Here is a 26,284-nt window from a genome sequence, read left to right on the forward strand (position 1 = left end):
TCAAGGTGATACCTTTCAGGTGTTTTGTTTTAAACGAAATGCTAAACGTACTTTTATTATTGATAATGTGCTCGCATGTGTTCCCATCATCCGCCAGGAGCGTGAGGTAGTGTGAATAATCGTCAAAAAGAAATTTATGGATACATCAAAAAAAAATTATCTAAAAACAAGTATTCCCCATCAATAAGAGAAATCACTGCAGCAGTCGGTCTAAAATCTGTTTCAACAGTACTTGGTCATCTGGAGCGAGTACGAGATATAATCTATATCGATTTTGTTCATTCTTCTCCAAGAACTTTGCAAATCGTACAATGATCGATTACAGCGGACTACCTAACCGTTCAATTGCCTGTATCGATATGATGAGCTTTTATGCGTCTTGTATTGTAGTATTACATGACTTAGATGTAAGGACAGTCCCTATTGCTGTTGTTGGTAATTTGGAACAAAAAGGTTCTGTTGTACTAGCTGCATCTCCTGCAATGAAAAAACGTTTCCGAGTGAAAACGGGAACACGACTTTTTGAAATACCAAACCACCCAGACATTCAAATTTTTGAACCTAAGATGCAGTACTTTCTTGAAATTTCGATGGCTGTTACTAATATCCTCCACAAATATGTTCCTCCTGAAGCCGTACATGTATATAGTGTTGATGAATCCTTTATTGACCTTACTGGTACTGAAAAACTTTGGGGTCCTCCAGAACACACAATTAAAGAAATACAGAAAGAAATATTAGAAACCTTACAATTACATTCAACGGCTGGGATGGGCCCTAATATGTTAATGGCGAAGCTTGCTTTAGATCTAGATGCTAAGAAAACTGGATTTGCTAAATGGGCTTATGAGGATGTGCAAACAAAACTATGGCCAGTTACTCCGTTATCAGAAATGTGGGGAATCGGTTCTGGAACTGAGAAAACGTTAAACAATATGGGGATATTTAGTATTGGTCAGTTGGCTAAAACCCCTTTAGAACTATTAGAAGATAAATTTGGCATAATGGGGAATCAATTGTATCACCATGCACACGGAATTGATTTATCAGAATTAGGAGCACCTGTAGCAGAGAGACAAATCAGTTATGGTAAAAGCCAAATTCTAATGCGAGACTATAATAAAATTGAGGACGTTAAGGCAGTTATCCTTGAAATGTGTGAGGACGTAGCAAAGAGGGCAAGAGATACTTTCCAAGCAGCTAGAACTATTTCATTAGGAATAGGCTATAGTAAAAATGCTTTTCGCGGGGGATTTCAAAGGTCTAGGACCATTCATGATGCAACGAACGATACCATGAAAATATATGGAGTGTGTTTAGATTTATTAAAAGAAAATTATAATAGAAATCTAGTACGACATATATCAATTTCCATCACAAAGTTAGAAGATGAACAATCCATGCAGCTCAGTCTTTTTGAAAAAGATAATTGGAAGAAGCGAAAACTAGCTACAGCGATGGATAACATTAGAAATCGATACGGTTCTGCTGCGCTATTAAGAGCGGTGTCTTATACTCCTGCAGGCACTGCCGTGAAACGCTCTAAAATGGTCGGTGGACATAAGGAATAGGAGGAGTAAGTTTGATTAGAGACCGTGGCATGAAGAAATGGCAAGGCATGATGTTAACAGAGCACGTGGCAATGTTAAAAGGATATAACCAGGAAATTAAAAAAGAACCCAAACCAGAATTAGACGAATGGGATTATGATGCCATCCAACATACTTTGGATGCAGCCATTAAAAGTAAGGCTGATACGAAAATTAAAAGATGGAAAGATGGAGAATTTATTTGCAATAGAGGAACAGTAGAAGGTGTGAATCTACAGAAGCGAGAAATAGAATTGCAAGATCCTTTTTATTTGTTGTCATTAAAGCTTGATGAAATAGTCGACGTAACTATAATGGATTAAAGGGTGTGAATGTATTGGATAGAACAGAAGAACTTTTTAATAAATTATTGGATGAACATCCTCCAGAATTGATCCTCGGTGCATTAGATGAAATGGCACGGATGCCGAAAGAGGAATTACTAGCACTTGGAAAACTATGTGAAATCATAAATAGAGCTGAAGCTGCAGAAACCGAAAAAGCTAAAAACCACCAACTCGATTAGGAGAAGGTGGTTTGTTTTTATTTTATGGCTATGTTAATGGTAAGGGTTGATTTTTCGTAAGGTAGGACTGTTTGTGAAATGTTACACTTAAACTAACGACGCAGTTGTGCGGCCGAGCCTAGGTCGTATCATATAGCGGGTGGGATTCCCGCCGAGAAAGAACTAGCCATTCACTCGTAGCGAGTCTTGGAGGGCTAATGGTAACATTAGCCTTTAAGCGTAGACAGTTAGGTGGCGGGCCGAAAGCCAAATGGTTGAAGGGATTGAGCTCCATAATGTTAGTAAATCGAGAGGGCTGATGCCTTAACTGCGGTAGAAAGCTACATTTTATCCTTCGCTAAAGGCAAGAAGGATAAAACCTCTCTGGGGTCAGAGACCTTGGCACGTCACACATGGATATGATACGGCAACTCGGGAGACCCTACCGGTCTTTTCTTCTTATAGAAGAGTATGGTGTACAAGCGATAATAAGCAAGGAAACCAAATGCCGTTGTAGGGAGTCGGATAGCAGCGTAGTACCAATGAAGTTGGGTAATGCCGACGGAGGAAAGGCTGCTACCAAGTTATCACCCTTACTAGGGACACATTTACTACACACGGAGGTAGGAATAATAAATGGAAACAAAACTATTAAGGATAGCAGAATTAGCTAAATCTGAACCGAGAATGAGATTTACATCGCTTGCACATTTACTAAATAAGCAATCTCTAGTTCAATGCCATCATGAATTACCTAATAAGAAGGCAACTGGGATTAATGGCACAACTAAAGAGCAATATAGTGAAACATTAGAGGGAAATATAGAGGACTTAGTAAGAAGGCTTAAAAGTAAAGGTTATCATCCTGTTCCTGTAAGGAGAATGTATATTCCCAAGCTTAACTCCAACAAGAAAAGACCGTTGGGGATACCGGAACATGAAGATAAGATTGTACAGAAAGGCATTACAAAAATACTAAATGCGATCTATGAAAATGATTTTCTAGACTGCTCTTTTGGGTTCCGCCCCAATCGTAACTGCCACGATGCTTTGAAAATATTAAATCATTATATTGAGAAGAAATCAGTAAATTATATAGTAGATGTAGATATCAAAGGGTTCTTTGACAATGTTGATCACATATGGATGATGGAGTTCTTAAAACTGCGAATTGCTGACCCTAACTTACTAAGAATAATTGGTAGGTTTCTTAAAGGTGGATACATGGAGGAAGGAAAGAAGTACAAGACAGATAAAGGCACACCGCAAGGTGGAGTCATATCTCCGATACTTGCCAATCTATACCTCCATTATGTCCTGGACCTGTGGTTCGAGAAGGAAGTTAGGAAACAGTGTAAAGGACAAGCATACATAGTTAGATATGCCGATGATTATGTTTGTTGCTTTCAATATAAGAGCGAAGCTCAGGAATTCTTTCAATCATTGAAGCTGAGATTACAGAAGTTTAACTTAGAAGTAGCGGAGGATAAAACCAAAATTATTCCCTTCGGGAGATTTGCTGAGAAAGATGCAAAACAAACGGGGAATAGAAAACCTGCAACCTTTGATTTTCTCGGTTTCACACACTATTGTGGGAAGAGTAAACAAGGAAATTTTCGTGTGAAACGGAAAACAAGTAGGAAGAAGCTACAGGCTAAACTGAAGGAATCGAAAGAATGGATAAAGAGTAACCGAAATAAAGATATTCATATGATTATGGATAGATTTAAACGCTCGCTTGTAGGTTACTACAACTACTATTGCATCACAGATAATACTCCAAGTGTTCACCAATTTAGAGACAAAATTCAATATTTACTCTTTAAATGGCTCAACAGAAGAAGTCAAAGAAAATCCTTTACTTGGGATAAATTCAATCTCTTTCTACATAAATATCCGTTACCTTCACCAAGAATTAAAGTGAATATATACGATTTAAGAAAGAAGATTAGCTACATTTTGTGAATGATGACTAGGAGGAGCCGTGTGCGTGAATAGCGCAAGCACGGTTCTGTGAGGGGGGAGGAACACAATCTACCGTAAGGTAGAGAGGTTCCCCTCTACTCGACTAGTTGAAGAAGAACATGCGATAAAATAAACAATAAATTAAAATAATAAAGGTGTTGTTATAAATGGAAAACGTTGTAAGGTCTTTATTAGCAAGAAAAAACCGAATATAGTATTACCATTAAGTTTGATACTCTACTGCGGTTTTTCCTTTTAAAAAGAATAAGTTGATAAAAAATAGTGAAATTATTGTATGGATTTAATTGAATTTTATGGTATATTTGAAATACCCACCCAAAATCAATCCTGTTCTTCGCAGGAAATTAACTATTCCTCTAATAGTTCATAAGATGTACCTAACATCTTCAATTGCTAATACACCTCAAGCAAAAGTATTAGTAAAATTAATTTGGTTTTATTTAAGTGTGTCTTCTAACTCCAAATAATCATTATAACTATTCCAAATTATTGTCATCCTCAATACTCTGGGCATTAGCGTCTATTGCTGCGTTATGTTTGTCTATTGGCGGTAGGTATCTAATTGTTGTAGAACTCGAAGCGTGCCTTAGCTGCTTTTGAATTATAGAAATGTCAATGTTGCCTAATTGCATAAGGTAAGCCGTTGTATGCCTAAACGTATGGGCAGTAACATTCTTACTTATTCCAGCTGTTTTTGAAATGCTTTTAATTAGTTTATTTATTTTTTCGAAACTTAACATTTTTGAATTTTTGAAAAAGACAAGTTGGTTACCGTTTTTTTCCCATTCTTTATACAGTGGATGTGAGAGGTAACGTTTTAATTCATTTTTAAGTGATGTAGGCATATAGACTATGTTGGCTGAATTTTTTTGCCCTTTATCAACTATAATGACACTCCTTTCAAAAGAAATTTGTTCTAGAGTTAAGTTTCTAACCTCTGCATTTCGTAGTCCTGTTGTCATCATTAGAAGGAATAAAGTATAGTCTTGTCTAAAAAAAGGATCATTAGTTAATGCAGCTTTCAAAAGTTTTCTGCATTCCCTTAAAGATATAGATCGATCAATCAACTTTCGTTCATAATGATTATTTTTATAATGTGCCATAGGGTTTGACTTAATCATATTCACACTTTTTAAAAATCCAAAGAAATTTTTCAAGTAAACGATATTATCATACAGAATGTGCTTGGTAGCATTTTTTTCATAACGTAAATAATCTATATATTCATCGATAAATTCTTTGTCGATAGGAGCATATTCATTAGAACCTTTATAGTAGTAAAAATTATCAAAATTTAAATGGCCCTCGTAACCACAATGAGCTAAGTATTTCTCAAATTTCTTAAGAGCGACTGTATATGTCTTAATTGATTTAGGTTTTAAATTAGTATAAGTTTTCCAAGTTTTATAATAATCAGAATCCAATAAAATTTTGTTCATAACTCATCACTTACCCTTTTTTGTATATTTATTTTTTCATTTTGGGCAAGTGGATGCTTTTCAATTGCCTTTTCCAGCTGATCATCAAATAATTTTAAGTAAACAGTTGTTGAATTTATGGATTCATGGCCTAATAATTTAGATAAAGTGTATATATCAATTCCAGCTTCTAGTCCATATACAGCAAAACAATGCCTAAGTGTATGGACACTGTAACGATTTTTTTCTGATTCTGGTATTGTAGTTGCTTCATTAATTAATTTTTTCATCATATGCTGAACAGTTCTTCTATTGATAGCAGTCCGTCCGTTATCGGTTGAAAAAACATATAGATTATTAAATTCTGTATCGGTTAGGCTTCTTTTGTGATAATCGTATTTGAATTTAATAAAGTCTAAAAGTATAAGTAGAGCGACTTGACTGATTTTTCTGGGCTTTTTACTCTCTTCGTATTTTTTAGGTATTACTTTGATTGTTTTATTATCTGCTTCAATATCTGAGATTTTTAAATTAAGCAACTCATTTAAGCGGATACCTGAACCTAAAAAGACCCAAAGGATTGTATAATTACGGAGCTCATTACTAAACATTTGTGACAAACAAATTATTTCTGCTAGTTGTACTTTTGTGAGGGCCTTTGGTAAATTATCATTTGACCATTTTAATTTTAAGACATCTTTTATACCTGATATATCTTTATCCAGATATTCCTTTAAAACACATCTAAAAAAAGAACGAAGGAAAGCACTCTTCTTAGCTTTGGTGTTGGAATATTTATAAGGAAGCAAATATTTCACTAATATCATTGGCTCCGCTGCTTCTTGGAGTTTCGTATTTTCTCCATATTCCTTAATTAAGAATGATTTAAATTGATTTAATTCTGATGTATATGTCTTTTTTGAAGAGTCGCTTAAACCGAGAAAAAATGAACTACACAAGTAATATTCTATGGCTTCGTTTAAAGTAACATCTTGATTTTTAATTATATTTGTTTCTACTTTAGTCAGTCCTATCTCATTAACTACTTGTTCGAGTAATCCAGGACCATAGTTATTTAAAATGACTTGTAGTTCTGTTCTTACCTTATCTAGTGGAGAGCCACCTGATTTTTGTATGGGCATATTAAAACTCCTTTAAAAGTAATCAATTTTATTAATTGCGTTATCTAAAAATTTCTCATTTCGATGGATATAAAGACTTGTTGTATCTGGGCGACTATGACGGCTTAAATATTGTATGACTTGAGGTGGTAGATTTGGTAGTTCCGAGAGTCTTGTAATAAAGGTATGTCGGAATATATGAACTCCACCTGGGTAATCCCAATTTAAAATAAAGCTTATTAATTTATAATAGGTATACAATTCATTTTTAAATATATTTGGCTTATTGCTAAAGACATAATTCTCATTTAGATTAACTAATGAATATAAATCGTCTACTAATAGCTTAGGTAGGGGAAGGATATCATATTTACCGCCTTTTCCCTTCACGGAGATTGTATTGGTACCAAAGTTAATATTAGTAGCTTCTAAATTAGCAACTTCGCTTTGTCTTAACCCTAAATAGAGCATCAATCTGTAAGCTGTACAAAATTTTAAAGGATCTGGTGCATAACACATAACTGCGTTAAAAAATTTAGATAATTCCAGGTTTGTAGGGATGTCACGATATTTATATTTTTCAAATTTGATACCAATTACATTTATTGATATATCATTTGGTATTATGCCCATTTGATATAAAGAAGCAAATAAAGAACGGATATTATAAAATGCATCACTAATGGTATGTTTTTTATAAATTCCTTTCTTAAACTGATTCATAAGGACAACTTTATATTCTTCCAACTGATTTTTGGTAACTAGATAAAGAGGTACCGTATTTATCGAGTAATTCTGAAATTCATTAAAAACAGTGGTTAACCAGTTGAAAAATTTTCTATAATGTAACTTTCGTCTAAGAAAAGAACTGTTAGTACATTTTCTTTTTAATTCTTCCAAGTGACGTTCTATCAAAGGGTGTTTAAATTCTTCAATCTGTTTGCCTTTATCTAAAGCATTTAAATAATCACCATTTTGAAAATATAATGTGTATATCCTTTTAAAATGCTCTTTAGTTGTTATTTTTTTTTCAGCAGCAAATTTAAGGAAAAGCTTTTCATTGTATAAATCTAAATCATTGATATTTGATGGGGGTTTATTTAGTTGGATTGAACAATAAAAAAGAAACTCTTCAATAATCTTGTAATGCAAGAAAAATGATTTAGGATTACTTTTTGATTGCATAAATTTTAGTAACTTATTTGCCTGAATGGATTCGAGTAACAATGAATTGATACCTAGGGGACCTTTGTATATTTGTTGTTCTTCCATCTTTATTTGGTAGAGGTTGTTCAATAATATCACCATACTTTCGTTTGAATATGTCTTAATATCATTGTGAACATTCGAAAGGGAATTTAAACAGGTGTGTGACAGATTTGTCATGGAAGAAGCATTCCATGAAACATTTGTCATATTCCCCGAATTATCATGGAGTAGGAAATTAATGAATGCTTGGTCAGTAATAAAGAGATCGTCGTTCTTTTCCATTCTTGTTACACTCCTTTAGTGGTTTATTGTGGATTCTTAATTAAGTGGAAATTAATTACATTTAAATCGTGTACTCAGATTCTTAATCATAATTTTGAAAGGGGGTGGGGCTTATGAAACTTATTGCTAAATTTAGTACAAGTTTTTATAGAAACTGTTCAAATAGTAATTCTATGCTCCGTTCTGTTAAATGCTTTCAAGGATATGAGTACTAATCATAAAACAGGATATTGAATTGGAGCTCCTCATAATTGCTGAGGATAGGTTCAATGAGAAAATTTAATTTATTTATCGAAGCAGCTGTAGGTTCGAGACTAAACTGTTGCATGCTACTTTATAGAGTATTTGTTTAACTTAAAACGCCTATTAGCTTGGCCCATATATGGGTCAGGGAACATTTTGGTAATTCAAGGTTTTAGTATTTAATTCAGGTGATGATTTATCGATACTAAAAACTTAAAGTCGTTAAAATCTAACGATGAATATAATTTAGAATTAATTATCCAATTTATTAAAGATGAAATAAATTTAGATGAATATCTAAAAAAAAGAAATATTCATCGAACGGAGAAATTGAGTGAATTAAAACTAATTGTTAATAATAAGCCAGCATTATTTAATTTGTATTTGGCGAAGGTATCAGTAAGTATTAGAATTATGGCGATGAAGATGCTATTTGATTTAACAAATGATGAGATAGGTAGAGTTACCAAATCTTCAAAGAATACGATTGGTGAACTTATTAAACAGAACAATGTTAGGGATATTGATAGAAATATTTATAAGCAACGGAATTTTACTCCTGAGTTGATTTATAATTTGTCAATTGTATTAGATCTACCACATCGATATCTTGCAGATACAAATGCCACATATAATATGATTAATTCATTTGTTGAATACGACAGAACAACAATGGAATCAAAACCTATTTCAGAGCTTATTAATGATACATTAACTCAAGTGAAGAACACTCAAGATATTAGTAGAAAAATTTACGGTGTAAAGGTTAAGAATGACTTTTTCAACTATGAAAAGTTGTATCTAAATGCAAGGGTTGATATTAGAGAGAAGTTTTTTACAGTAGAGATACATCTAGAAAATGAAGCTAGTATTGATTATCTAGGATTATTAAGCTTAGAAAACACTTTAAAAGTGAAATGTGAAATATACATTCGGAAAGCTTTTTTAAGAGAAAATAATAAGCTTTATATTGTAATTCCATTAGATGATTCTTTTAAACCAAGAATCGAATACTTGCACAAACGATTTTTATGGAAAAATCTCCTTCTTCCGTAGAGTAAAAGTGAAATTTTTAAAACTTCCTATGATGTAGTCGAATAAGTAAAATCATCAAGTGATGCATTTAGTTAAAGGTAATTATTAATCGTGACCCATATATGGGTTACATGTAAATAAAAAATTTATTTAGAAACCCTCTTAAGAGTAAAATCTTAGGAGGGTTTATTTTGGTTAAAAAGAATCTAGAAAAAGTAAGAATGAGGTTTATGAAGACAAAATATATTCAAAAGAGAAAAATGGTAACCAAAAATCAATGGCTCAAAATGTTAAAAAAAGACAAAGTGGCGAGTGAATAATTATATGAAGGAATCTGAAATCGACTCGTATCCTATTATCTTAACTGCCATTGAAATCAGTGAAATTTTAAAAATTTCCAAACCAACTGCTTATGAACTCATGAATAGACATGACTTTCCACTAATAAAAATAGGAAGGTGTAAAAGAGTGTTAAGAGATGAGTTCTTTTTATGGTTAAGTAATCACTAGTAACTCGCGGCAATTATAAAAGTTTAAGCGAGTGGTTAGACTGTGTATTAGACCACTTGTTTACTTTTTGTTGTGCAAAAATAAATTTGGAGGTATGTAATAAATGGCGCACATCAGAAAAAGAGGTAAAACTTATTCGTATGCTATTGACATTGGACATGACCCGCTAACTGGAAAACGGAAGCAAATAAGTAAAGGCGGGTTTATTAAAAAGAAGGATGCCGAGGCAGCTGCGCGGAAGATTGAATTATTGTTAGATGAAAAAAGATATATAGTTCCTAGCAAAGAAATCTTCTCAGATTATATATTAAATTGGTTCGATAACCATTACAGAAACAGGATTAAACAAACATCCGCGACGAACAGTAGGTATATTATAGAGAAACACCTCCTACAAGAAAATGCGTTTGCAAATAAAGAAATAGCTAAAGTTACTACGTCGGATATTGATTTATTCTATAACCAAAAATTAAAAGAAAATTATAGTACCAGTTACATCCGCAAGATGCATCAACTATTAAATCAGGCATTCAGCCAAGCTGTTAAATGGAAGAAAATAATGTTCAATCCAGTTGGCGATGCAGATCCGCCATCAGTGAAGTACGAGGAAATGTCTATTTGGTCACTTAAAGATATACAAGAGTTTCTTAGCAACTGCAAGGGAGAGCGGCATTATTTAACTTTTTTACTAGCCATCTATACGGGTATGCGAAGAGGAGAAATCTTAGGGTTACAGTGGAGTGATATAGACTTGGAACAAAAAGTAATTCATGTGAAAAGATCGTTAGCGCATGTCCCTAAAAAGGGGTATATTTTCACATCATTGAAAACGAAAAATTCCAAGCGACAAATCCCTATTCCTGAATTCGTTCTCAATGAATTAGTTTTGCAAAAAAAACGAATAGAAGAATGGAAGGAGTTAGTGGGATCTGTATTTGAGGACCAAGAGCTGGTCATTTGTACAAATACAGGAAGCCTTCAAGATCCGCGCAATATTGTTCGAGTAATGAAACGTATTTTAAAGACCGCCAAAGTGCCAAATATTCGGTTCCATGATATTCGACACACACATGCATCCATACTTATCTCGGCAGGCGTAGATATCGTTAAAATTTCTAAACGGTTGGGCCATGCAAATCCCAAAATAACCTTAGAATTCTATGCGCATTTATTACCGAATACAGATTGTGATATTGCAGATACTTTTCATCAGACCATGCAAAGTCACGCTAACTAATACAGTAAAAATCCTGCGGACAAATTGCGGACATACCCTAGATTACAAAGTATATGTTAGGAAATTTCATTAAAATAAAAAGCCTGTAAACATTGATACATCAACGTTTACAGGCTGGTGAAAAGGATGGTCTCGACAAGTCTCGAACTTGCGACCCCCACCTTGTCGAGGTGGTGCTCTCCCAACTGAGCTACAAGACCGATTTCCTCAATGTTTCTGTATATAAATATACTATAAAGTAGGGAGCTAGTATATATCTAAAAGGAATACTTTTATAGATATATTCATACATAAAATCACTTTATTAAAAGAGGAATCCTGAAACAAAATAAAAAATAATACCTTGAAAAGCTAACACCTTTCAAGGTTATTTTATAGTTATATTAAAAAGTAAAAAAAGGAATCGAGTCAATGTAAAACAAGAGAATAATATTCTATCTCATAAAACTATTCTCAAACTATTAGTTTATAGTTATCTTTCACAAGCAATGCCATCTTTATCACGATCGCTTTTTATGTTAGCATCATAAATTTCTTTTGATACAAAAGGAGTGAATTTAGTTTTTCCACCTTTATTTTTAATATTTGCAGCTTTGGCTACTCCCCCTTTATAGGTTTTGTTTAACTCTGTGCAATTGTTAAATTTTTTGGCTGCAGCATCTGTCTCTGTTGGTGAAATTGTAGAAACTCCAAAAACTAATGTTGCTGAAAGTAAAATTACTGAAATTCGTTTCATTGTAACTCCTCCTAAATTTTTTAATAAGTAAATAACTATGTCTAAAGGTACGTGTAAAAACTACTATATCCATTTGATAAAAAAGAGACATAGATAACTATATCTCGTTCTTTCAATCTAAAAGGGTCCTTTAACTTTAAGCAGATTTTCAAAACCCGAAGTAGACGAACCATAATATCCCATGTTAATTATATTTTAACATATATAAGATAAATACGTATATACCAAAAAGGATTAATACAAGTGCTTTTACTGTCATAAATTCCTCACATCTTTTTCATCTCTGGTACTTGTTTGCAGAGGCATCATTCTACTAAGATGGAGATATAAGGGAGGTGCTACAATCATGTTATTGGAAGCACAGAATTTTATTCGTCTTTTTTATGATGAAACTGGTAAAAAAGAATTAGACATGCATACGCGATTGAGAGAAGTAGAAAATCAGATAAAAATAGAAGGTACCTATGAACATACTACCGAAGAGTTAGAATTTGGGGCCAAGGTAGCGTGGCGCAATAGCAATAAGTGCATAGGACGACTATTTTGGCAGAGCCTTACTGTTTTTGATAAACGGGATTTACATACCGAAGACGCTGTATTTGAAGCACTAATAGAGCATATGCAGTTTGCGACAAATGAAGGTCGGATCAGACCTACCATTACAATATTTTCACCAAAAGATGTACGAGTTTGGAATCATCAGCTAATTAGATATGCTGGCTATGAAACGGAAGATTGGATAATAGGAGATTCTGATTCTATTGATTTTACGAAAAAATGTGAGGAGCTTGGATGGGAAGGGAAGAGAACCAATTTTGATGTGCTACCACTTGTCATTCAGATAAAAGATCACCCTCCGAAATTATTTGATATTCCGGAGCAGTATATTTTAGAAGTGCCCATTCGTCATCCTGAATATGACTGGTTTGAGGATTTACAACTAAAATGGTATGCAGTTCCGATGATTTCAAGTATGAAGTTAGAAATGGGAGGTATTACTTACGCTGCTGCTCCTTTTAATGGATGGTATATGGGAACTGAAATTGGTGCACGGAATCTGGCCGACGATTATCGCTACAATATGTTACCTTCAGTTGCAAGACATATGGGATTAAATACGAAATCCAATGCTTCTCTATGGAAAGACCGTGCGCTATTGGAACTAAATGTAGCGGTATTGTATTCCTTCAAAAAAGACGGTGTCAGTATTGTAGATCATCATACTGCAGCACAGCAATTTAAAAAATTCGAAGAAATTGAGAAGGATGCAGATCGTGACGTAACAGGCAACTGGACATGGCTAATTCCTCCAATGTCCCCTGCTACCACTCATATCTTCCATAAGCACTATAATAATGAAAAAGTAACGCCAAATTATTCCTATCAACCATCACCGTATTAAAAAAGAAGCATGATCTCATGCTTCTTTTTTTCAATTCTTGTTAGACTTCCTCCGAGACATATCGATCTCTACCAGCATGCATTCCAGCTAAGAAGAGGAAAACGACGGTTACAATGAATAAAATCATTGGTGTATACCAACTTCCTGTTTCATCATGGATAAATCCAAAGAACACCGGTCCAACTGCTGCGAGTAAATATCCAATTGACTGAGCAACACCCGATAAATCAGCTGCTTCCATGGGTGTGCGAGAACGAAGGGAAAAGAACATCATTACGAGACCGAACGATGCCCCCCCACCTAAGCCAAGTGTAATCATCCAAAGTAAAGAAAGTGAAATATCTCCAAACAATAAACCAGTGAAACCTATTAAATAGAAAACCGTAAATAATGCAACAAGTGTTCGCTGATCCTTAAGTCGACCTGCGAGAATTGGAATAAGGAAAGTCATTGGAAGCTGCGCAAATTGCATAAAGGAAAGCATCCATCCAGAACTTTCAGCATCCATTCCCTTGGTTTGTAATATTTCAGGAATCCATGCTGCAGTTGTATAAAAAATAAGTGATTGTAGACCCATACATAAGGTTATGGTCCAGGTTAAAGGTGATTTTAAAATAGACTTAGCTTTTACCACATTAGTTGTAGGGCTTACGACAACTATTTGTTTTTGCTTGATTTGTGGTAACCATATGATACACGCGACTATCGCAAGAACCGACCAAAAACCAAGTGCACCTTGCCAACCATATGAAGTCCCATCTGCTATTGGATAGCTGATACCTGCCCCAATACCTGCAGATAAGTTCATGGACACGGTAAACACTCCAGTCATTAGACCAAGTTGTAAAGGAAATTTAAGCTTTATAAAACTTGGGATTAGTACATTACCAAAAGCAATCGCAATTCCTATTAAAGCAGTGCCTAATAGTAAGAAGAATGGTGTTCCGAGCGAGCGAATAATTATTCCGATTGCCAATAATAGAATTGCCAGAAAGAGTGTCATTTCCATCCCAAAGCGTCGTGCAATCTTTGGGGCAAAAGGGGATATGATCGCAAACGCCAGAAGTGGAATCGTTGTGATAAACCCAGCTAATACATTCGATATGGCTAATCCATCTCGTATGTACGAAATAATTGGACCTACGGCAGTAAGTGGTGCTCGTAGTGTCGTTGAAATGAAAATAATTCCAATTATTAATAATGCAATTGTCTTTTTATTTGTTTCTTGATTCGTTAACAAATGAATTCTCTCCTTACGAGATTATGTATTTCGATATTAGAAAATGCTACACCCTTTGTCCTTGAAGTTCAATAGATATATTAGAAAGATATTTCTATAAAAGAAAATAATGGAATATTAAGAGAATTGTTATGATAAAATAGATATGTAAATATTTACAATTCGAAATTGATATATTAATAGGGGGATTCAATTGACTGCTAAGAAAGTATTATCATTGGTGGGAGTATCTAAAGGTTTTGGAAATAAACAAGTGTTAAAAGGTGTCAATCTAGATGTATTTGAAGGTCAAATTATTGGCTATATCGGACCAAACGGAGCAGGAAAAAGTACAACTGTAAAGATGATGCTTGGCCTTTTAGATGGCTATACTGGATTTATAGAAATTTTTGGAGAAAATATTCTCAAAAGTGATTATTCCTATAAAAAGAGAATTGGCTATGTGCCAGAGACGGCTGAGCTTTATGAAAATCTTACTGCATTCGAATATCTATCCTTCACAGGTGAACTATACGGATTAAGTAGTGAGGAAGCGGAGAAAAAGGCATTCGGTTTAATGAAGGAATTTGGTTTAGAAACTGTATTTCATCAACGAATTTCCTCTTTTTCAAAAGGGATGAAGCAGAAAGTATTAATCATTTCGAGTTTGTTACACGACCCGGATTTATTGTTTTTGGATGAACCGCTTAGTGGTTTAGATGCGAACAGTGTAATGGTTATAAAAGAGATACTTGCAAAGCTTGCACAGCAAGGGAAGACTATTTTTTATTCTTCCCATATTATGGATGTTGTAGAAAAAATCAGTAACCGAATTGTATTATTAGTAGATGGTCAAGTAGTAGCGGATGGAACTTTTGAAGAGTTAAAATCGCAGAATCAGGAAGGGTCGTTAGAAGACATCTTCAATCAGTTGACTGGTTTTACCGAGCACGAGGACATTGCAGGCAGGTTTGTAGATTTAGTTCGTGGAGGCAGCGTCCATGAATGATTTTGCATCACTTAGAATACTAGATCGTTTTAGACCTGTCTTTCAAAAGTTGAATATAGACTATGATGTGATGCGTTTGATTCTACAACTGAAGCTGACGATGGATAGCAGAAGGATGCCGGCTATTTTTAGTGGTTCAAATGTAAAAAAAGAAGGGAACCAGTTTCTAAAATCCTTATGGATGTACGCGTTATTTGGAATTCTCTTTTTAGTTCCTTTTCTATTTTTAGGTAATGAGTTTCTATTCTCTCTTACTATTATGTTTAGCTCCTTATTTGTCATTTTAATGACATCAATGGTATCTGATTTTTCTGCTGTTCTGCTTGATATACGGGATAAAAATATACTTCACCCGAAACCCGTTAGTGAAAAGACTTTAAATGCAGCGAAGATTACTCATATTATGATATATATGGTTCTTTTAACTGGTGCGTTTGTAATTATTCCACTTATTGTAAGTATATTTAAATTTGGTATTATATTTGCACTCTTATTTTTAATAGAAATAATATTGATAAGTAGTTTGGCTGTGGTGTTGACCGCTTTTGTTTATTTGTTCATTCTTCGTTTTTTTAGTGGTGAAATGTTAAAGGATATTATTAACTATGTACAAATTTTCTTAGCAATTGGGATGGCGGTAAGTTATCAATTAGTTGGGCGCGTATTTCAAATAGTTAATATTGAAATTTCGTATACCTTTGCTTGGTGGCATACGTTACTGCCTCCTTTTTGGTTCGCAGCACCTTTTGAATTAATCTTAAATAAAGATTTTTCTTTTCATATAATTGTATTATCATTACTCGCTCTTTTAACTCCATTTCTTGCGATTGCGGTGTATATTCGTCTAATGCCGACCTTTGAACGAAACCTATCTAAATTACAAAGTGATACAAACAGAAGGAAAAAGAAAAATCGTAAATTACAATTAGTTTTTGCAAAAATTTTATGTAGAACTAAAGAGGAGCGTACTTTTTATAAGTTTGCATCTCTTATGTTAAAAGAAGAAAGGGAATTAAAGCTAAAAATCTTTCCCCTATTAGGATTTGCGGTTATTTTTCCTTTTATCTTTTTATTCAATACATTAAGCACTGGTTCTTATGAGGAAATGAAAAGCGGAAATTCATTTATGGTCATATATTTTGCGCTAATTATGATTCCATCCGTTGTGCAAATGCTCGAGTACTCTGGCAATTATAAAGGACAATGGATCTTCTACGCTGCTCCTATTAAAAACAAATCAATTGTTTATAGTGCAACTCTAAAGGCAAGCATAATGAATTATTTCATACCTATTTTAACTATGCTTAGTGTTATATTTTTATGGATTTTTTCCTTTAATATAATTCTGGACTTAGTCGTTGTCCTATTAGCCACAATTGCACTAACATTAGTATCTTATGGCATTTTTAAGAAGGGGAAGTTTCCCTTCACTAGTTCGCATGAGCATACACAAACTAATGCCTTTTTTAAAGTTTTCGGTAGTATGTTCATAGTAGGACTTATGGCGGCGTTACATGCTGTGGTTTTAATCATTCCTTATGGTTTACCGGTATATGCCTTCATACTGTTAATAAGTATTTTCATAGGGTGGAAGTTAATGTTCTCGAAAGGATGAATTGTTATTCAAACAATAGAAGATATAGAGAATTTAATAATAGAAGATAAATGGATGATGGATATATTAAAAGTAGCTCAGCAATTGGAGCTGCCAGACTGGTGGATATGCGCAGGGTTTGTACGCTCGAAGATTTGGGATACTTTACATGGATATAACGAAAAAACTCCATTAGCGGATATCGATGTTATTTATTTTAATCCTCATAATACGGAAGAGTCAGAGGAGAAAAAATGGGAGGATCAGCTACAGAAGTTGAGACCAAATATTCCATGGTCTGTGAAAAATCAGGCTAGAATGCATAGGATAAATAACCTGCCGCCTTATAAATCTTCGGAAGAAGGAATATCCAATTTTCCGGAAACAGTGACAGCAATAGGAGTGAAATTAAATGATCAGAATGAAATAGTAGTTGTGGCTCCACATGGAATAGTGGATATCCTGCAGATGACAGTGAAACCCGTTCCTCGTTTTGCAACAAATAAAGAACTTTTAGAAATTTACGAGCAACGTATCCATAGAAAAAACTGGCATTCTATTTGGCCAAATATAAGTATAAGTAACAGCAAAATGTGACAAAAAGTACGTTAGTTTTTGTTTTCCTTCTTTAATTCTACATAACATTTGAAACTTGATGAACCGATTGGGCGATGGGCGCATATGATGTTATGACTTGATTACAAGGAGGAAAAAAATGAAACACATGCGCCATATTGTGACGAAAGCTGTTGTTGCTAAAGGTAAAAAGAGAACAGAATCCTGTGAAGTGCTTCGTCCACCAAATACACCGTCGAGTATTTTAGGATGTTGGGTTATTAATCACACATGTTCGTCTAAAAAACATGGAAGATACGTTGAGGTAACTGGGAAATTTGATATAAACGTTTGGTATGCACATCATGACCATTCCAAAACTTCTGTGTTCACAGAAACGATAAATTACAAAGATCGTATTAAGCTACATTATCGCGATAAAGACTCTACTGGGGAAGAAGTACATGTACGTGTGTTACAGCAACCAAATTGTACAGAGGCAATTATTATTTCAGGAGGAACACAGTTCCAGGTAACTGTAGAAAGAGAAATACTTGTTGAGGTTGTAGGAGAAACAACTATATGCATTCAAGTTCATGAAGCGGAATTTGAAGAAGAATGGGCATATGGGGAAGAAAGCTCTTCTAGTTCGTCATCCAGTTCTACAGGACCCACCGGTTCCTCCAAAGAAGCAGAAGATTCTTCGTCCCTTTAACAAGCCGGCTATTTCTTCCGGCTTTTTTTTATTGCCTAAAAAATTGGGAAGTGACTTTTTTTATTGAGTCAATTTTTTGATCAAGAAAATGAATATTTACGTGAAATTTATTTTTTATTGTTTTATTCAATTGTTTCAATTATATAACTGACTGAATATCTCTCATGATAATCCGATTAAAAAGTAACCTAATTATGAACCCTGAATAGGTCGATAATTCAGGGTTCAATTTATTAGTACTAATCGCATATATCCTTTACGCGATTCTTACTTCTGCCTCTTTTCTTATTGTTTTTGGTATAATCATTATATTAGTAATGAAGAGAGAAGGATTTAAATGACTACACAAACTCCAATGATGCAACAATACTTAAAAATTAAAGAAGACCACATAGATGCGTTTTTGTTTTTCCGTTTAGGTGATTTTTATGAATTATTCCACGATGATGCAATTAAAGCTGCTGCAATTTTGGAAATTACGCTGACTAGTAGGAAGGACAATATACCGATGTGTGGAGTACCTCATCATTCTGCTCAAGGATATATCGAAACGCTTATAAGTAAGGGCTATAAAGTCGCTATTTGTGAACAAGTGGAAGATCCTAAACATGCGAAGGGTGTAGTTAAAAGAGAGGTTGTACGTCTTGTTACACCAGGAACTATAATCGAAGGAAAAGCTATGCAAACGAAGTCTAACTATTTTATTGCTTCTGCTGACTTGCTTGCTACCAATGAAGTCTCTTTTGCATACTTAGATGTATCAACAGGGGATGGCTTTACGACTATTCTTACAGGAGATGAAAAGGAAGTAGTACAGGAGTTACTGGCAATCCAGGCAAAAGAATTGATAGTCAGTGAACAAATGTACGTCTTGATCAATGAATTATCTGCTATTCATGATTTTACGGTTTCCATTGAAAAAGATGAGTTATCGAATGAAGATATTCATAAATACATTCCGAACCATCCCGATCAAACACATCAAACGGTGAAACGATTATTACAATACATTCAAAAAACGCAAAAACAATCTCTATTACATATTCAATCATTCACTTTTCAACAAAGAGAATCCTTTTTAGCAATGGACTATCATTCTAAGCGAAATTTAGAACTTATATCATCTATTCGAAGTGGTGATCAAAAAGGTACATTATTATGGTTATTAGATGAAACAGTGACTGCAATGGGTGGACGCAAATTAAAGCAATGGATTCATCAGCCCCTTGCAAACAGACAATCGATTGAAGCTCGTCAAGAAATAGTAACGAGTTTTTTGAATGACTTTATGCTTCGTGAAGAAATTAAAGAAGCTTTCAAGGAAGTGTACGACTTAGAACGTCTTGTAGGTCGTATTGGATTTGGTAGTGCTGGCGGTAGAGATCTTGCCCAGTTAAGGCAGTCCCTATCTAAGGTCCCGATTATTAAACAACTACTCGTAGAATCGGAAGATCAAGAGTTGCAAAAACTTGGGAACGCATTAGAGGATTGTGTAGTTATTTGGAGAAAGTTACAAGAAGCGATTAGTGAGAACCCTCCGATTTCCGTAAAAGACGGCGGAGTGATTAACAACGGTTTCCATGACCGACTGGACCAGCTACGTGATGCCTCTGTTAACGGTAAAAAGTGGATTGCAGAACTTGAGCAAAGGGAAAGAGAAATTACAGGTTCTAAAAACTTGAAGATAGGATATAACCGGATTTTTGGCTATTATATCGAGCTAACAAAATCGAATATTCATTTAGCAGATGAGTCTAGATATGTCCGTAAACAAACACTTGCGAATGCAGAACGATATATTACCGACGAGCTTAAAGAGAAAGAATCCCTGATTTTATCTGCAGAAGATGAAAGCCTAGTTTTGGAATATGAATTATTTACGCAAGTTAGAGAAGAAATAAAAACATATATTCCGCTAGTTCAAAAATTAGCGAAACAAATTAGTGAGCTAGATGTTTTTATCTCTTTTGCCCAGGTTGCAGAGAACCATAGATTAACGAAACCTGTTTTCCATGATTCCAATGCAATGATTATTAAAGAGGGAAGGCATCCAGTTGTTGAAAAAATGATGAACAATCAGTTATATGTACCAAATGACTGTGTTCTGACGGAAGATATTAATATGCTATTGATCACTGGTCCTAATATGTCTGGTAAAAGTACTTTTATGCGTCAAATAGCCATAACAACTGTGATGGCGCAAATTGGATGCTATGTACCTGCAGAATCTGCGACGCTTCCAATTGTCGATAAAATATTTACTCGTATTGGGGCTGCCGATGATTTGGCAGGTGGGCAAAGTACTTTCATGATTGAGATGATGGAATCACAGCATGCCATTATGAATGCTACAAGTAAGAGCTTGTTGTTATTCGATGAAATTGGCCGTGGTACTTCTACCTATGATGGCATGAGTTTGGCACAAGCGATGATGGAATATATTCATGAAAATATTGGAGCAAATACGCTTTTCTCCACTCATTATCATGAACTGACGGATTTAGAGGACTCGTTACCGAAGCTCCGCAATGTACATGTGTCAGCAACTGAAAAAGATGGAAAAGTGGTCTTTCTACACAAGCTAAAAGATGGTCCTGCTGATAAGAGCTACGGTATCCATGTAGCAGAGTTAGCACAATTGCCGGAACAAATTATTTCCCGAGCACGTGATATCCTAGCGACCTTCGAGGATCAGGAGGAAAAAGGAGGGAGTGCTGTTCAGGTAAGCGAAACCCAATTATCCTTCTTCGATGAACAACCAAAGACACGTAAAGAACCAGTAGTTATCCAAGATGATAAATCGACGGATAAAATAATAAAAAAGTTGAAGAAAGTCAATATATCAGGTACGACTCCTTTAGAAGCACTTCAACTATTGTACGAGTTACAAAACGAGCTAGAATAGCGCAGGAAGTAGGTGAATGAAATGGGACAAATCATTTTAATGGACGAACTCCTGTCCAACAAAATTGCTGCCGGTGAAGTGGTAGAGCGACCAGCTTCAGTTGTGAAAGAATTGGTAGAAAATGCAATAGATGCAGAAAGTACCTCTATTGAAATTACACTAGAAGAAGCGGGTCTGGCTAAAATTCAAGTGACTGATAATGGTAAGGGGATGGATGAGGAGGATGCTGTAAAATCGTTCTCTAGACATGCGACCTCTAAAATAACTACGGAGCATGACCTTTTTAGAATACGTTCATTAGGTTTTCGTGGAGAGGCACTTGCTAGTATAGCCTCTGTATCTAAAATTAGTTTATGGACATCAAATGGCGAAAATATTGGGACAAAAGTAGAGTTAGAAGGTGGTAGGGTATTATCTAATACCCCTGCTCCTATTCGAAGAGGGACTGATATAATCGTAAGCCAGCTATTTTATAATACACCAGCTCGTTTAAAATATTTGAAAACGATTCAAACAGAGTTAGGGCATTCCATTGACTTGATAAACCGTTTAGCAATCAGTTACCCGAGGATTGCGTTTAAACTTACACATAATCATCAAACTATTGTGCAGACCAGTGGAAGGGGAGACTTGAAACAGGTTTTAGCTTCAATTTATGGGATTTCTAATGTAAAAAAGATGGTTGCATTCGACAAGGAATCATCAGATTTTCGTATTTCAGGTTTTGCAACATTACCAGAAATAACAAGAGCCTCTAAAAACTATATAACCGTTCTCGTGAACGGTCGCTGGGTTAAACACTATGGTATAAATAACGCAATAGTAGATAGCTACCATACATTGTTACCGATTGGCAGGTATCCGATTGTTGTTTTAAATATTGAAATGGATCCGATACTAACGGATGTGAATGTTCATCCTGCTAAGCATCAAATTCGTCTAAGTAAGGAAAAAGAGCTGATGGAAATGATCCGAGTAACAATACGTTCGATCATGCATCGCGTGCAGAAACCACCTGAAATTATAGAGAAGCCAGTTGTGAAAAAGCAGCCGAGTGTACAATTCGATTTCTTCAAACAAACATATGAGCCAGTTCAAAAGGAACCCATTACTCCAAACTATGAGGGTGTGATATCCGAACAAACACATAATCCACCTGAAGAACAGCTTAGTATTGTATATGAAGAGGTAGAGCCATTGGCGGACCTCGATATTCAACCGATTGAATATGTGGAGGATAAAAAGCCATTTCCTGATTTGCATGTTGTAGGACAAATCCATGGTACATATATTGTTGCCCAAAGTGATGATGGTTTTTATTTAATAGATCAGCATGCTGCGCAAGAGCGTGTAAAATATGAGTTTTATAAGGAAAAGATTGGGGAAGTAAATGCAAATGAACGACAATCACTATTGCTGCCACTGACTTTTCACTATTCTTTAGACGAGGCCTACCGTATTAAGGAGTCATTGAGCGAATTGAATAATGTAGGGATTTTTTTAGAGGAGTTTGGTTCTGCTAGCTTTGTCGTAAGAGATTACCCTACTTGGTTCCCTAAAGGCGAAGAGACGAAGATAATCGAGGGTCTGATTGAACAGGTATTGAACAACCGTAAAACGGATATAAAAAAGCTTAGAGAAGATGCAGCTATTATGATGAGTTGTAAGCTATCCATCAAAGCAAATCATTATTTAACGATGAATGATATGGAACAGCTGCTCGAAAGCTTAAAAAATGCGCAACATCCATTGACTTGCCCACATGGAAGACCAGTAATCGTACATTTTTCGACGTATGAGGTTGAGAAAATGTTCAAACGAGTTATGTAGGAGGAAACGGGAATGGGAAAATATATATTATCAATTGACCAAGGAACGACAAGCTCTAGAGCAATACTTTTTGATAAGCTCGGCAATATTGTTCACTCTGCTCAACGAGAATTTAAACAATATTTTCCTAAATCGAGTTGGGTTGAGCATGATGCGAAAGAAATTTGGGGATCTGTGCTATCGGTTCTGGCTGCTGTCCTAACTGAAAGTGGGAACCAGCCTGAGGATGTACATGCGATTGGAATTACAAATCAACGAGAAACAACAGTCGTATGGAACAAACATACAGGGAAACCTGTTTATAATGCGATTGTTTGGCAATCCAGACAAACTCAATCCATTATCGAGGAACTAAAAAAAGATAATCTGGAAACTTTTTTTCAAGACAAGACCGGCTTGAAATTGGACCCATACTTTTCTGCTACCAAAGTAAAATGGATATTGGATAATGTTGATGGTGCGAGAGAGCAAGCAGAAGCGGGTGAGCTACTTTTCGGAACGATAGATACGTGGCTAATTTGGAAACTTTCAAATGGAAAAGCACATGTGACTGATTATTCCAATGCATCTAGGACGATGCTTTATAATATATATGATCAAAAGTGGGATTCAGAAATCTGTGAAAAGCTATCTATCCCTATGGGAATGCTCCCTAAAGTAGCGTCTTCGTCTGAAGTATACGCACAGACTGATCCATCTGTTTTCTTTGGTAAAGAAATAGACATTGCAGGAGCAGCTGGGGACCAACAGGCTGCACTATTTGGGCAATGCTGTTTTGAGAAAGGTATGGCTAAAAATACGTATGGAACTGGATGTTTTATGCTTTTAAATACAGGTGAAGAAGCAGTTACTTCGCCTTCTGGTTTATTAACGACAATCGCTTGGGGATTAAATGGTAAAGTGACCTATGCGTTAGAGGGAAGTATATTTGTTGCTGGTTCTGCGATCCAATGGCTTCGAGATGGGCTTCGCATGATAAAGAGTGCACTTGAGTCAGAACAATATGCCAAAAAAGTAGATTCTACGGAAGGTGTCTATTTTGTTCCAGCTTTTGTCGGGCTTGGAACTCCTTATTGGGATTCTGAAGCAAGGGGGTCAATTTTTGGATTAACGAGAGGCACATCTAAGGAGCATTTCATACGTGCAACGATAGAATCTCTTGCTTACCAAACAAAAGACGTGCTTGATACGATGGAAAAAGATTCGGGAGTAGATGTAGAGATATTAAGAGTAGATGGTGGAGCAGTAAGCAATGAATTTCTTATGCAGTTTCAAAGTGATTTATTAAACTTACCTGTAGAACTTGCTAAGCTCAATGAAACAACAGCATTAGGAGCTGCTTTCTTAGCGGGGTTAGCTACTGGTTTCTGGAAAGATGAACAAGAACTATCCGGTTTGCGAGAAAGTCAAAAGCAGTATGAGCCAAAAATGGAAAGTGAGAAAAGAGAACAACTATATAAGGGTTGGACAAAAGCAGTCGAAGCAACACGTATTTTCAAACTTTCAGACGAAGAGGTGGAATAATTGAAGTCTTCTGTAGAGCGTGACCAAATAGTAAATACACTAAATTATTATGAATTCGATGTGTTGGTTATAGGTGGAGGGATTACAGGTGCGGGGATAGCACTAGATGCTGTTACACGAGGTATGTCTGTTGCTTTGGTAGAAATGCAAGATTTTGCTGCTGGAACTTCCAGTAGGTCCACAAAACTTGTGCACGGTGGTTTGCGTTATTTGAAACAATTGGAAGTGAAAATGGTTGCTGATGTAGGAAAAGAAAGAGAAATTGTATATGAAAATGCGGTTCACGTGACTGAACCTATATGGATGCTACTACCGTTTCATAAAAAAGGTACCTTTGGACCACTCTCTACATCAGCTGGCTTAAAGATGTATGACTATTTAGCTGGTGTTAAGAAAGAGGAAAGAAGATTAATGCTTTCCGATCAAGAGACACTTGAAAAAGAACCTCTACTAAAAAGTAAAGGGTTACTAGGTGGAGGATACTACGTTGAATATCGTACAGATGATGCACGTCTAACGATTGAGGTGCTAAAAAAAGCAATGGAAAAAGGTGCGGTGTGCTTAAACTATGCTAAAGCACGTTCATTTATATATGACGATTATAATCAAGTAATTGGTGCGGAAATCGTTGATACAGTTAGCAATAAAAGAATTTCCATTCATGCCAAAAAAATAGTTAATGCTACTGGTCCTTGGGTTGATGGAGTTCGTGCTTTGGATGCTATTGAGAACAATAAAAAACTAAAGCTTACCAAGGGTGTGCATGTTGTTATTGACCAATCTGTTTTCCCTCTTAAACAGGCTGTCTATTTTGATGGACCTGATAAACGAATGGTTTTTGCTATCCCACGTGATGGTAAAACTTATGTAGGAACAACTGATACGTTCTTTGAAGGTGATATTCGGCATCCTGTAGCTACAACGGAAGATGTCGATTACCTAATTCAAGCAATTCATTTTATGTTTCCTTTAGTTCATATTACCGCAAATCAAGTGGAGTCTACATGGGCGGGGGTTCGTCCATTGATATTTGAGGATGGGAAGAATCCATCAGAAATCTCTCGAAAAGATGAAATTTGGCAGTCGGAAGCTGGTTTATTTACAATAGCTGGAGGTAAACTCACAGGGTATAGAAAAATGGCTGAAACTATTGTAGATAAAATATCGAAGCAATTAGGGGATGAAAAATACGGACCATGTGTAACGAGGCATTTAACGCTATCCGGAGGAGACGTTGGAGGCTCTAAACAATGGGAGGCTTTTCTCACTCAAAAGGAACAAGTAGCTCAAGCTTACGGACTTTCTGGTTTGGAAGGAAGGAAACTGGCCAAAATGTACGGGACGAATGTAGATAAAGTATTTCAGTATGCACAAATTCTTTCTACATTCCCTTCAACTTTACCTTTGGCAATACTAGCCCAAATTTATTACGCAGTGCATGAAGAGATGGCATATTCTCCTGAAGACTTTTTGGTAAGAAGAACAGGTATGCTCTATTTTGATATACAGCATTTTAACGAGTATAAAGAAGAAATAGTGAATGTGATGAAAAAATTGCTTCAATACTCAGACGAGGAAACAAAGGCTTTTAATAAACAACTAGATACACTCTTGAATGAAGCTACATTAAAAGAAAGTTGGGATTAAGCTGAAAACTATC

General features: G+C 35.3%; 23 protein-coding genes and 1 tRNA gene. 18 read left to right on the forward strand and 6 right to left on the reverse strand.

All coding sequences use genetic code 11. The annotated features are described in order from the left end of the window. The first annotated feature begins 111 nt into the window (after positions 1-111). The 5 genes from MKY60_RS07815 to ltrA all read left to right on the forward strand — a co-directional run bounded on the left by MKY60_RS07815 (position 112) and on the right by ltrA (position 4,059). Positions 112-315 carry a LexA family protein gene (locus MKY60_RS07815; RefSeq protein ID WP_340929404.1) on the forward strand — a complete coding sequence of 68 codons (204 nt, stop codon included), beginning with the start codon at positions 112-114 and terminating at the stop codon, positions 313-315. Further along, positions 312-1,571, forward strand: coding sequence for a Y-family DNA polymerase (locus tag MKY60_RS07820; protein ID WP_340929406.1), 1,260 nt, complete (start codon positions 312-314; stop codon positions 1,569-1,571). Before MKY60_RS07815 ends, MKY60_RS07820 begins: the two co-directional genes overlap by 4 nt. An 11-nt stretch (positions 1,572-1,582) precedes the next feature. After that, complete coding sequence (locus MKY60_RS07825; protein WP_340929407.1) at positions 1,583-1,912, forward strand: YolD-like family protein; 330 nt, start codon at positions 1,583-1,585, stop codon at positions 1,910-1,912. A gap of 14 nt (positions 1,913-1,926) precedes the next feature. Continuing rightward, positions 1,927-2,115: a hypothetical protein gene (locus MKY60_RS07830; protein ID WP_340929409.1), complete on the forward strand. Its 189-nt coding sequence runs from the start codon at positions 1,927-1,929 to the stop codon at positions 2,113-2,115. 615 nt (positions 2,116-2,730) lie between these two features. After that, positions 2,731-4,059, forward strand: a complete 1,329-nt coding sequence (gene ltrA, locus MKY60_RS07835; RefSeq protein ID WP_340928248.1) for a group II intron reverse transcriptase/maturase — start codon at positions 2,731-2,733, stop codon at positions 4,057-4,059. A gap of 497 nt (positions 4,060-4,556) precedes the next feature. On the opposite strand, the gene MKY60_RS07840 is transcribed toward ltrA, so the two are convergent. The 3 genes from MKY60_RS07840 to MKY60_RS07850 are packed head-to-tail and all read right to left on the reverse strand — an operon-like array spanning position 4,557 to position 8,110. After that, on the reverse strand, positions 4,557-5,519 hold the full coding sequence (locus MKY60_RS07840; RefSeq protein WP_340929410.1) for a tyrosine-type recombinase/integrase: 963 nt from the start codon (positions 5,517-5,519) through the stop codon (positions 4,557-4,559). Then, entirely contained in the window at positions 5,516-6,640 is a 1,125-nt protein-coding gene (locus tag MKY60_RS07845) for a tyrosine-type recombinase/integrase (RefSeq protein ID WP_340929412.1), read from the reverse strand. Before MKY60_RS07845 ends, MKY60_RS07840 begins: the two co-directional genes overlap by 4 nt. A 12-nt stretch (positions 6,641-6,652) precedes the next feature. After that, positions 6,653-8,110: a tyrosine-type recombinase/integrase gene (locus MKY60_RS07850; RefSeq protein ID WP_340929413.1), complete on the reverse strand. Its 1,458-nt coding sequence runs from the start codon at positions 8,108-8,110 to the stop codon at positions 6,653-6,655. A gap of 657 nt (positions 8,111-8,767) precedes the next feature. Between MKY60_RS07850 and MKY60_RS07855 the strand changes: the two genes are divergently transcribed. From MKY60_RS07855 to MKY60_RS07870, 4 genes are all read left to right on the forward strand, one after another. After that, positions 8,768-9,409 (forward strand): hypothetical protein, encoded by a 642-nt coding sequence (locus MKY60_RS07855; protein WP_340929415.1) that lies wholly within the window; start codon positions 8,768-8,770, stop codon positions 9,407-9,409. Positions 9,410-9,579: 170 nt separating this feature from the next. Beyond that, positions 9,580-9,708, forward strand: coding sequence for a hypothetical protein (locus MKY60_RS07860; RefSeq protein ID WP_340929417.1), 129 nt, complete (start codon positions 9,580-9,582; stop codon positions 9,706-9,708). 4 nt (positions 9,709-9,712) lie between these two features. Next, positions 9,713-9,898, forward strand: coding sequence for a helix-turn-helix domain-containing protein (locus MKY60_RS07865; RefSeq protein WP_340929419.1), 186 nt, complete (start codon positions 9,713-9,715; stop codon positions 9,896-9,898). 103 nt (positions 9,899-10,001) lie between these two features. Further along, positions 10,002-11,135, forward strand: coding sequence for a site-specific integrase (locus MKY60_RS07870; protein ID WP_340929422.1), 1,134 nt, complete (start codon positions 10,002-10,004; stop codon positions 11,133-11,135). A 127-nt stretch (positions 11,136-11,262) separates the two neighbouring features. On the opposite strand, the gene MKY60_RS07875 is transcribed toward MKY60_RS07870, so the two are convergent. Both MKY60_RS07875 and MKY60_RS07880 read right to left on the reverse strand, forming a co-directional pair. Beyond that, a tRNA-Val gene (locus tag MKY60_RS07875) sits at positions 11,263-11,335 on the reverse strand. Positions 11,336-11,607: 272 nt separating this feature from the next. Continuing rightward, positions 11,608-11,871 carry an excalibur calcium-binding domain-containing protein gene (locus tag MKY60_RS07880; protein ID WP_090561940.1) on the reverse strand — a complete coding sequence of 88 codons (264 nt, stop codon included), beginning with the start codon at positions 11,869-11,871 and terminating at the stop codon, positions 11,608-11,610. Between the two features lie 346 nt (positions 11,872-12,217). On the opposite strand from MKY60_RS07880, the gene MKY60_RS07885 reads away from it, so the two are divergent. Further along, positions 12,218-13,273 (forward strand): nitric oxide synthase oxygenase, encoded by a 1,056-nt coding sequence (locus MKY60_RS07885; RefSeq protein ID WP_340929424.1) that lies wholly within the window; start codon positions 12,218-12,220, stop codon positions 13,271-13,273. Positions 13,274-13,313: 40 nt separating this feature from the next. Here MKY60_RS07885 and MKY60_RS07890 read toward each other — a convergent pair whose 3' ends face one another. After that, positions 13,314-14,513: a CynX/NimT family MFS transporter gene (locus MKY60_RS07890; RefSeq protein ID WP_340929426.1), complete on the reverse strand. Its 1,200-nt coding sequence runs from the start codon at positions 14,511-14,513 to the stop codon at positions 13,314-13,316. Between the two features lie 193 nt (positions 14,514-14,706). Between MKY60_RS07890 and MKY60_RS07895 the strand changes: the two genes are divergently transcribed. The 8 genes from MKY60_RS07895 (at position 14,707) to MKY60_RS07930 (ending at position 26,271) form a co-directional block, all read left to right on the forward strand. After that, positions 14,707-15,501 (forward strand): ABC transporter ATP-binding protein, encoded by a 795-nt coding sequence (locus MKY60_RS07895; protein ID WP_340929428.1) that lies wholly within the window; start codon positions 14,707-14,709, stop codon positions 15,499-15,501. Then, entirely contained in the window at positions 15,494-17,116 is a 1,623-nt protein-coding gene (locus MKY60_RS07900) for a hypothetical protein (protein ID WP_340929430.1), read from the forward strand. The genes MKY60_RS07895 and MKY60_RS07900 overlap by 8 nt, the downstream gene beginning before the upstream one ends. Before the next feature lie 54 nt (positions 17,117-17,170). Continuing rightward, positions 17,171-17,692: a nucleotidyltransferase family protein gene (locus MKY60_RS07905; RefSeq protein ID WP_340929431.1), complete on the forward strand. Its 522-nt coding sequence runs from the start codon at positions 17,171-17,173 to the stop codon at positions 17,690-17,692. A 118-nt stretch (positions 17,693-17,810) separates the two neighbouring features. Then, positions 17,811-18,365, forward strand: a complete 555-nt coding sequence (gene cotE / locus MKY60_RS07910) for an outer spore coat protein CotE (protein ID WP_340929433.1) — start codon at positions 17,811-17,813, stop codon at positions 18,363-18,365. A gap of 337 nt (positions 18,366-18,702) precedes the next feature. Beyond that, positions 18,703-21,270, forward strand: coding sequence for a DNA mismatch repair protein MutS (mutS, locus tag MKY60_RS07915; RefSeq protein WP_340929435.1), 2,568 nt, complete (start codon positions 18,703-18,705; stop codon positions 21,268-21,270). 21 nt (positions 21,271-21,291) lie between these two features. After that, entirely contained in the window at positions 21,292-23,100 is a 1,809-nt protein-coding gene (mutL, locus tag MKY60_RS07920) for a DNA mismatch repair endonuclease MutL (protein ID WP_340929437.1), read from the forward strand. A gap of 12 nt (positions 23,101-23,112) precedes the next feature. Next, positions 23,113-24,624 carry a glycerol kinase GlpK gene (gene glpK, locus MKY60_RS07925; RefSeq protein ID WP_340929439.1) on the forward strand — a complete coding sequence of 504 codons (1,512 nt, stop codon included), beginning with the start codon at positions 23,113-23,115 and terminating at the stop codon, positions 24,622-24,624. After that, positions 24,625-26,271: a glycerol-3-phosphate dehydrogenase/oxidase gene (locus MKY60_RS07930; protein ID WP_340929441.1), complete on the forward strand. Its 1,647-nt coding sequence runs from the start codon at positions 24,625-24,627 to the stop codon at positions 26,269-26,271. It abuts the gene before it with no gap. Positions 26,272-26,284: the final 13 nt, after the last annotated feature.

It is taken from the genome of Psychrobacillus sp. FSL K6-1415 (assembly GCF_038003185.1).
Taxonomy (GTDB): Bacteria; Bacillota; Bacilli; order Bacillales_A; family Planococcaceae; genus Psychrobacillus; species Psychrobacillus psychrodurans.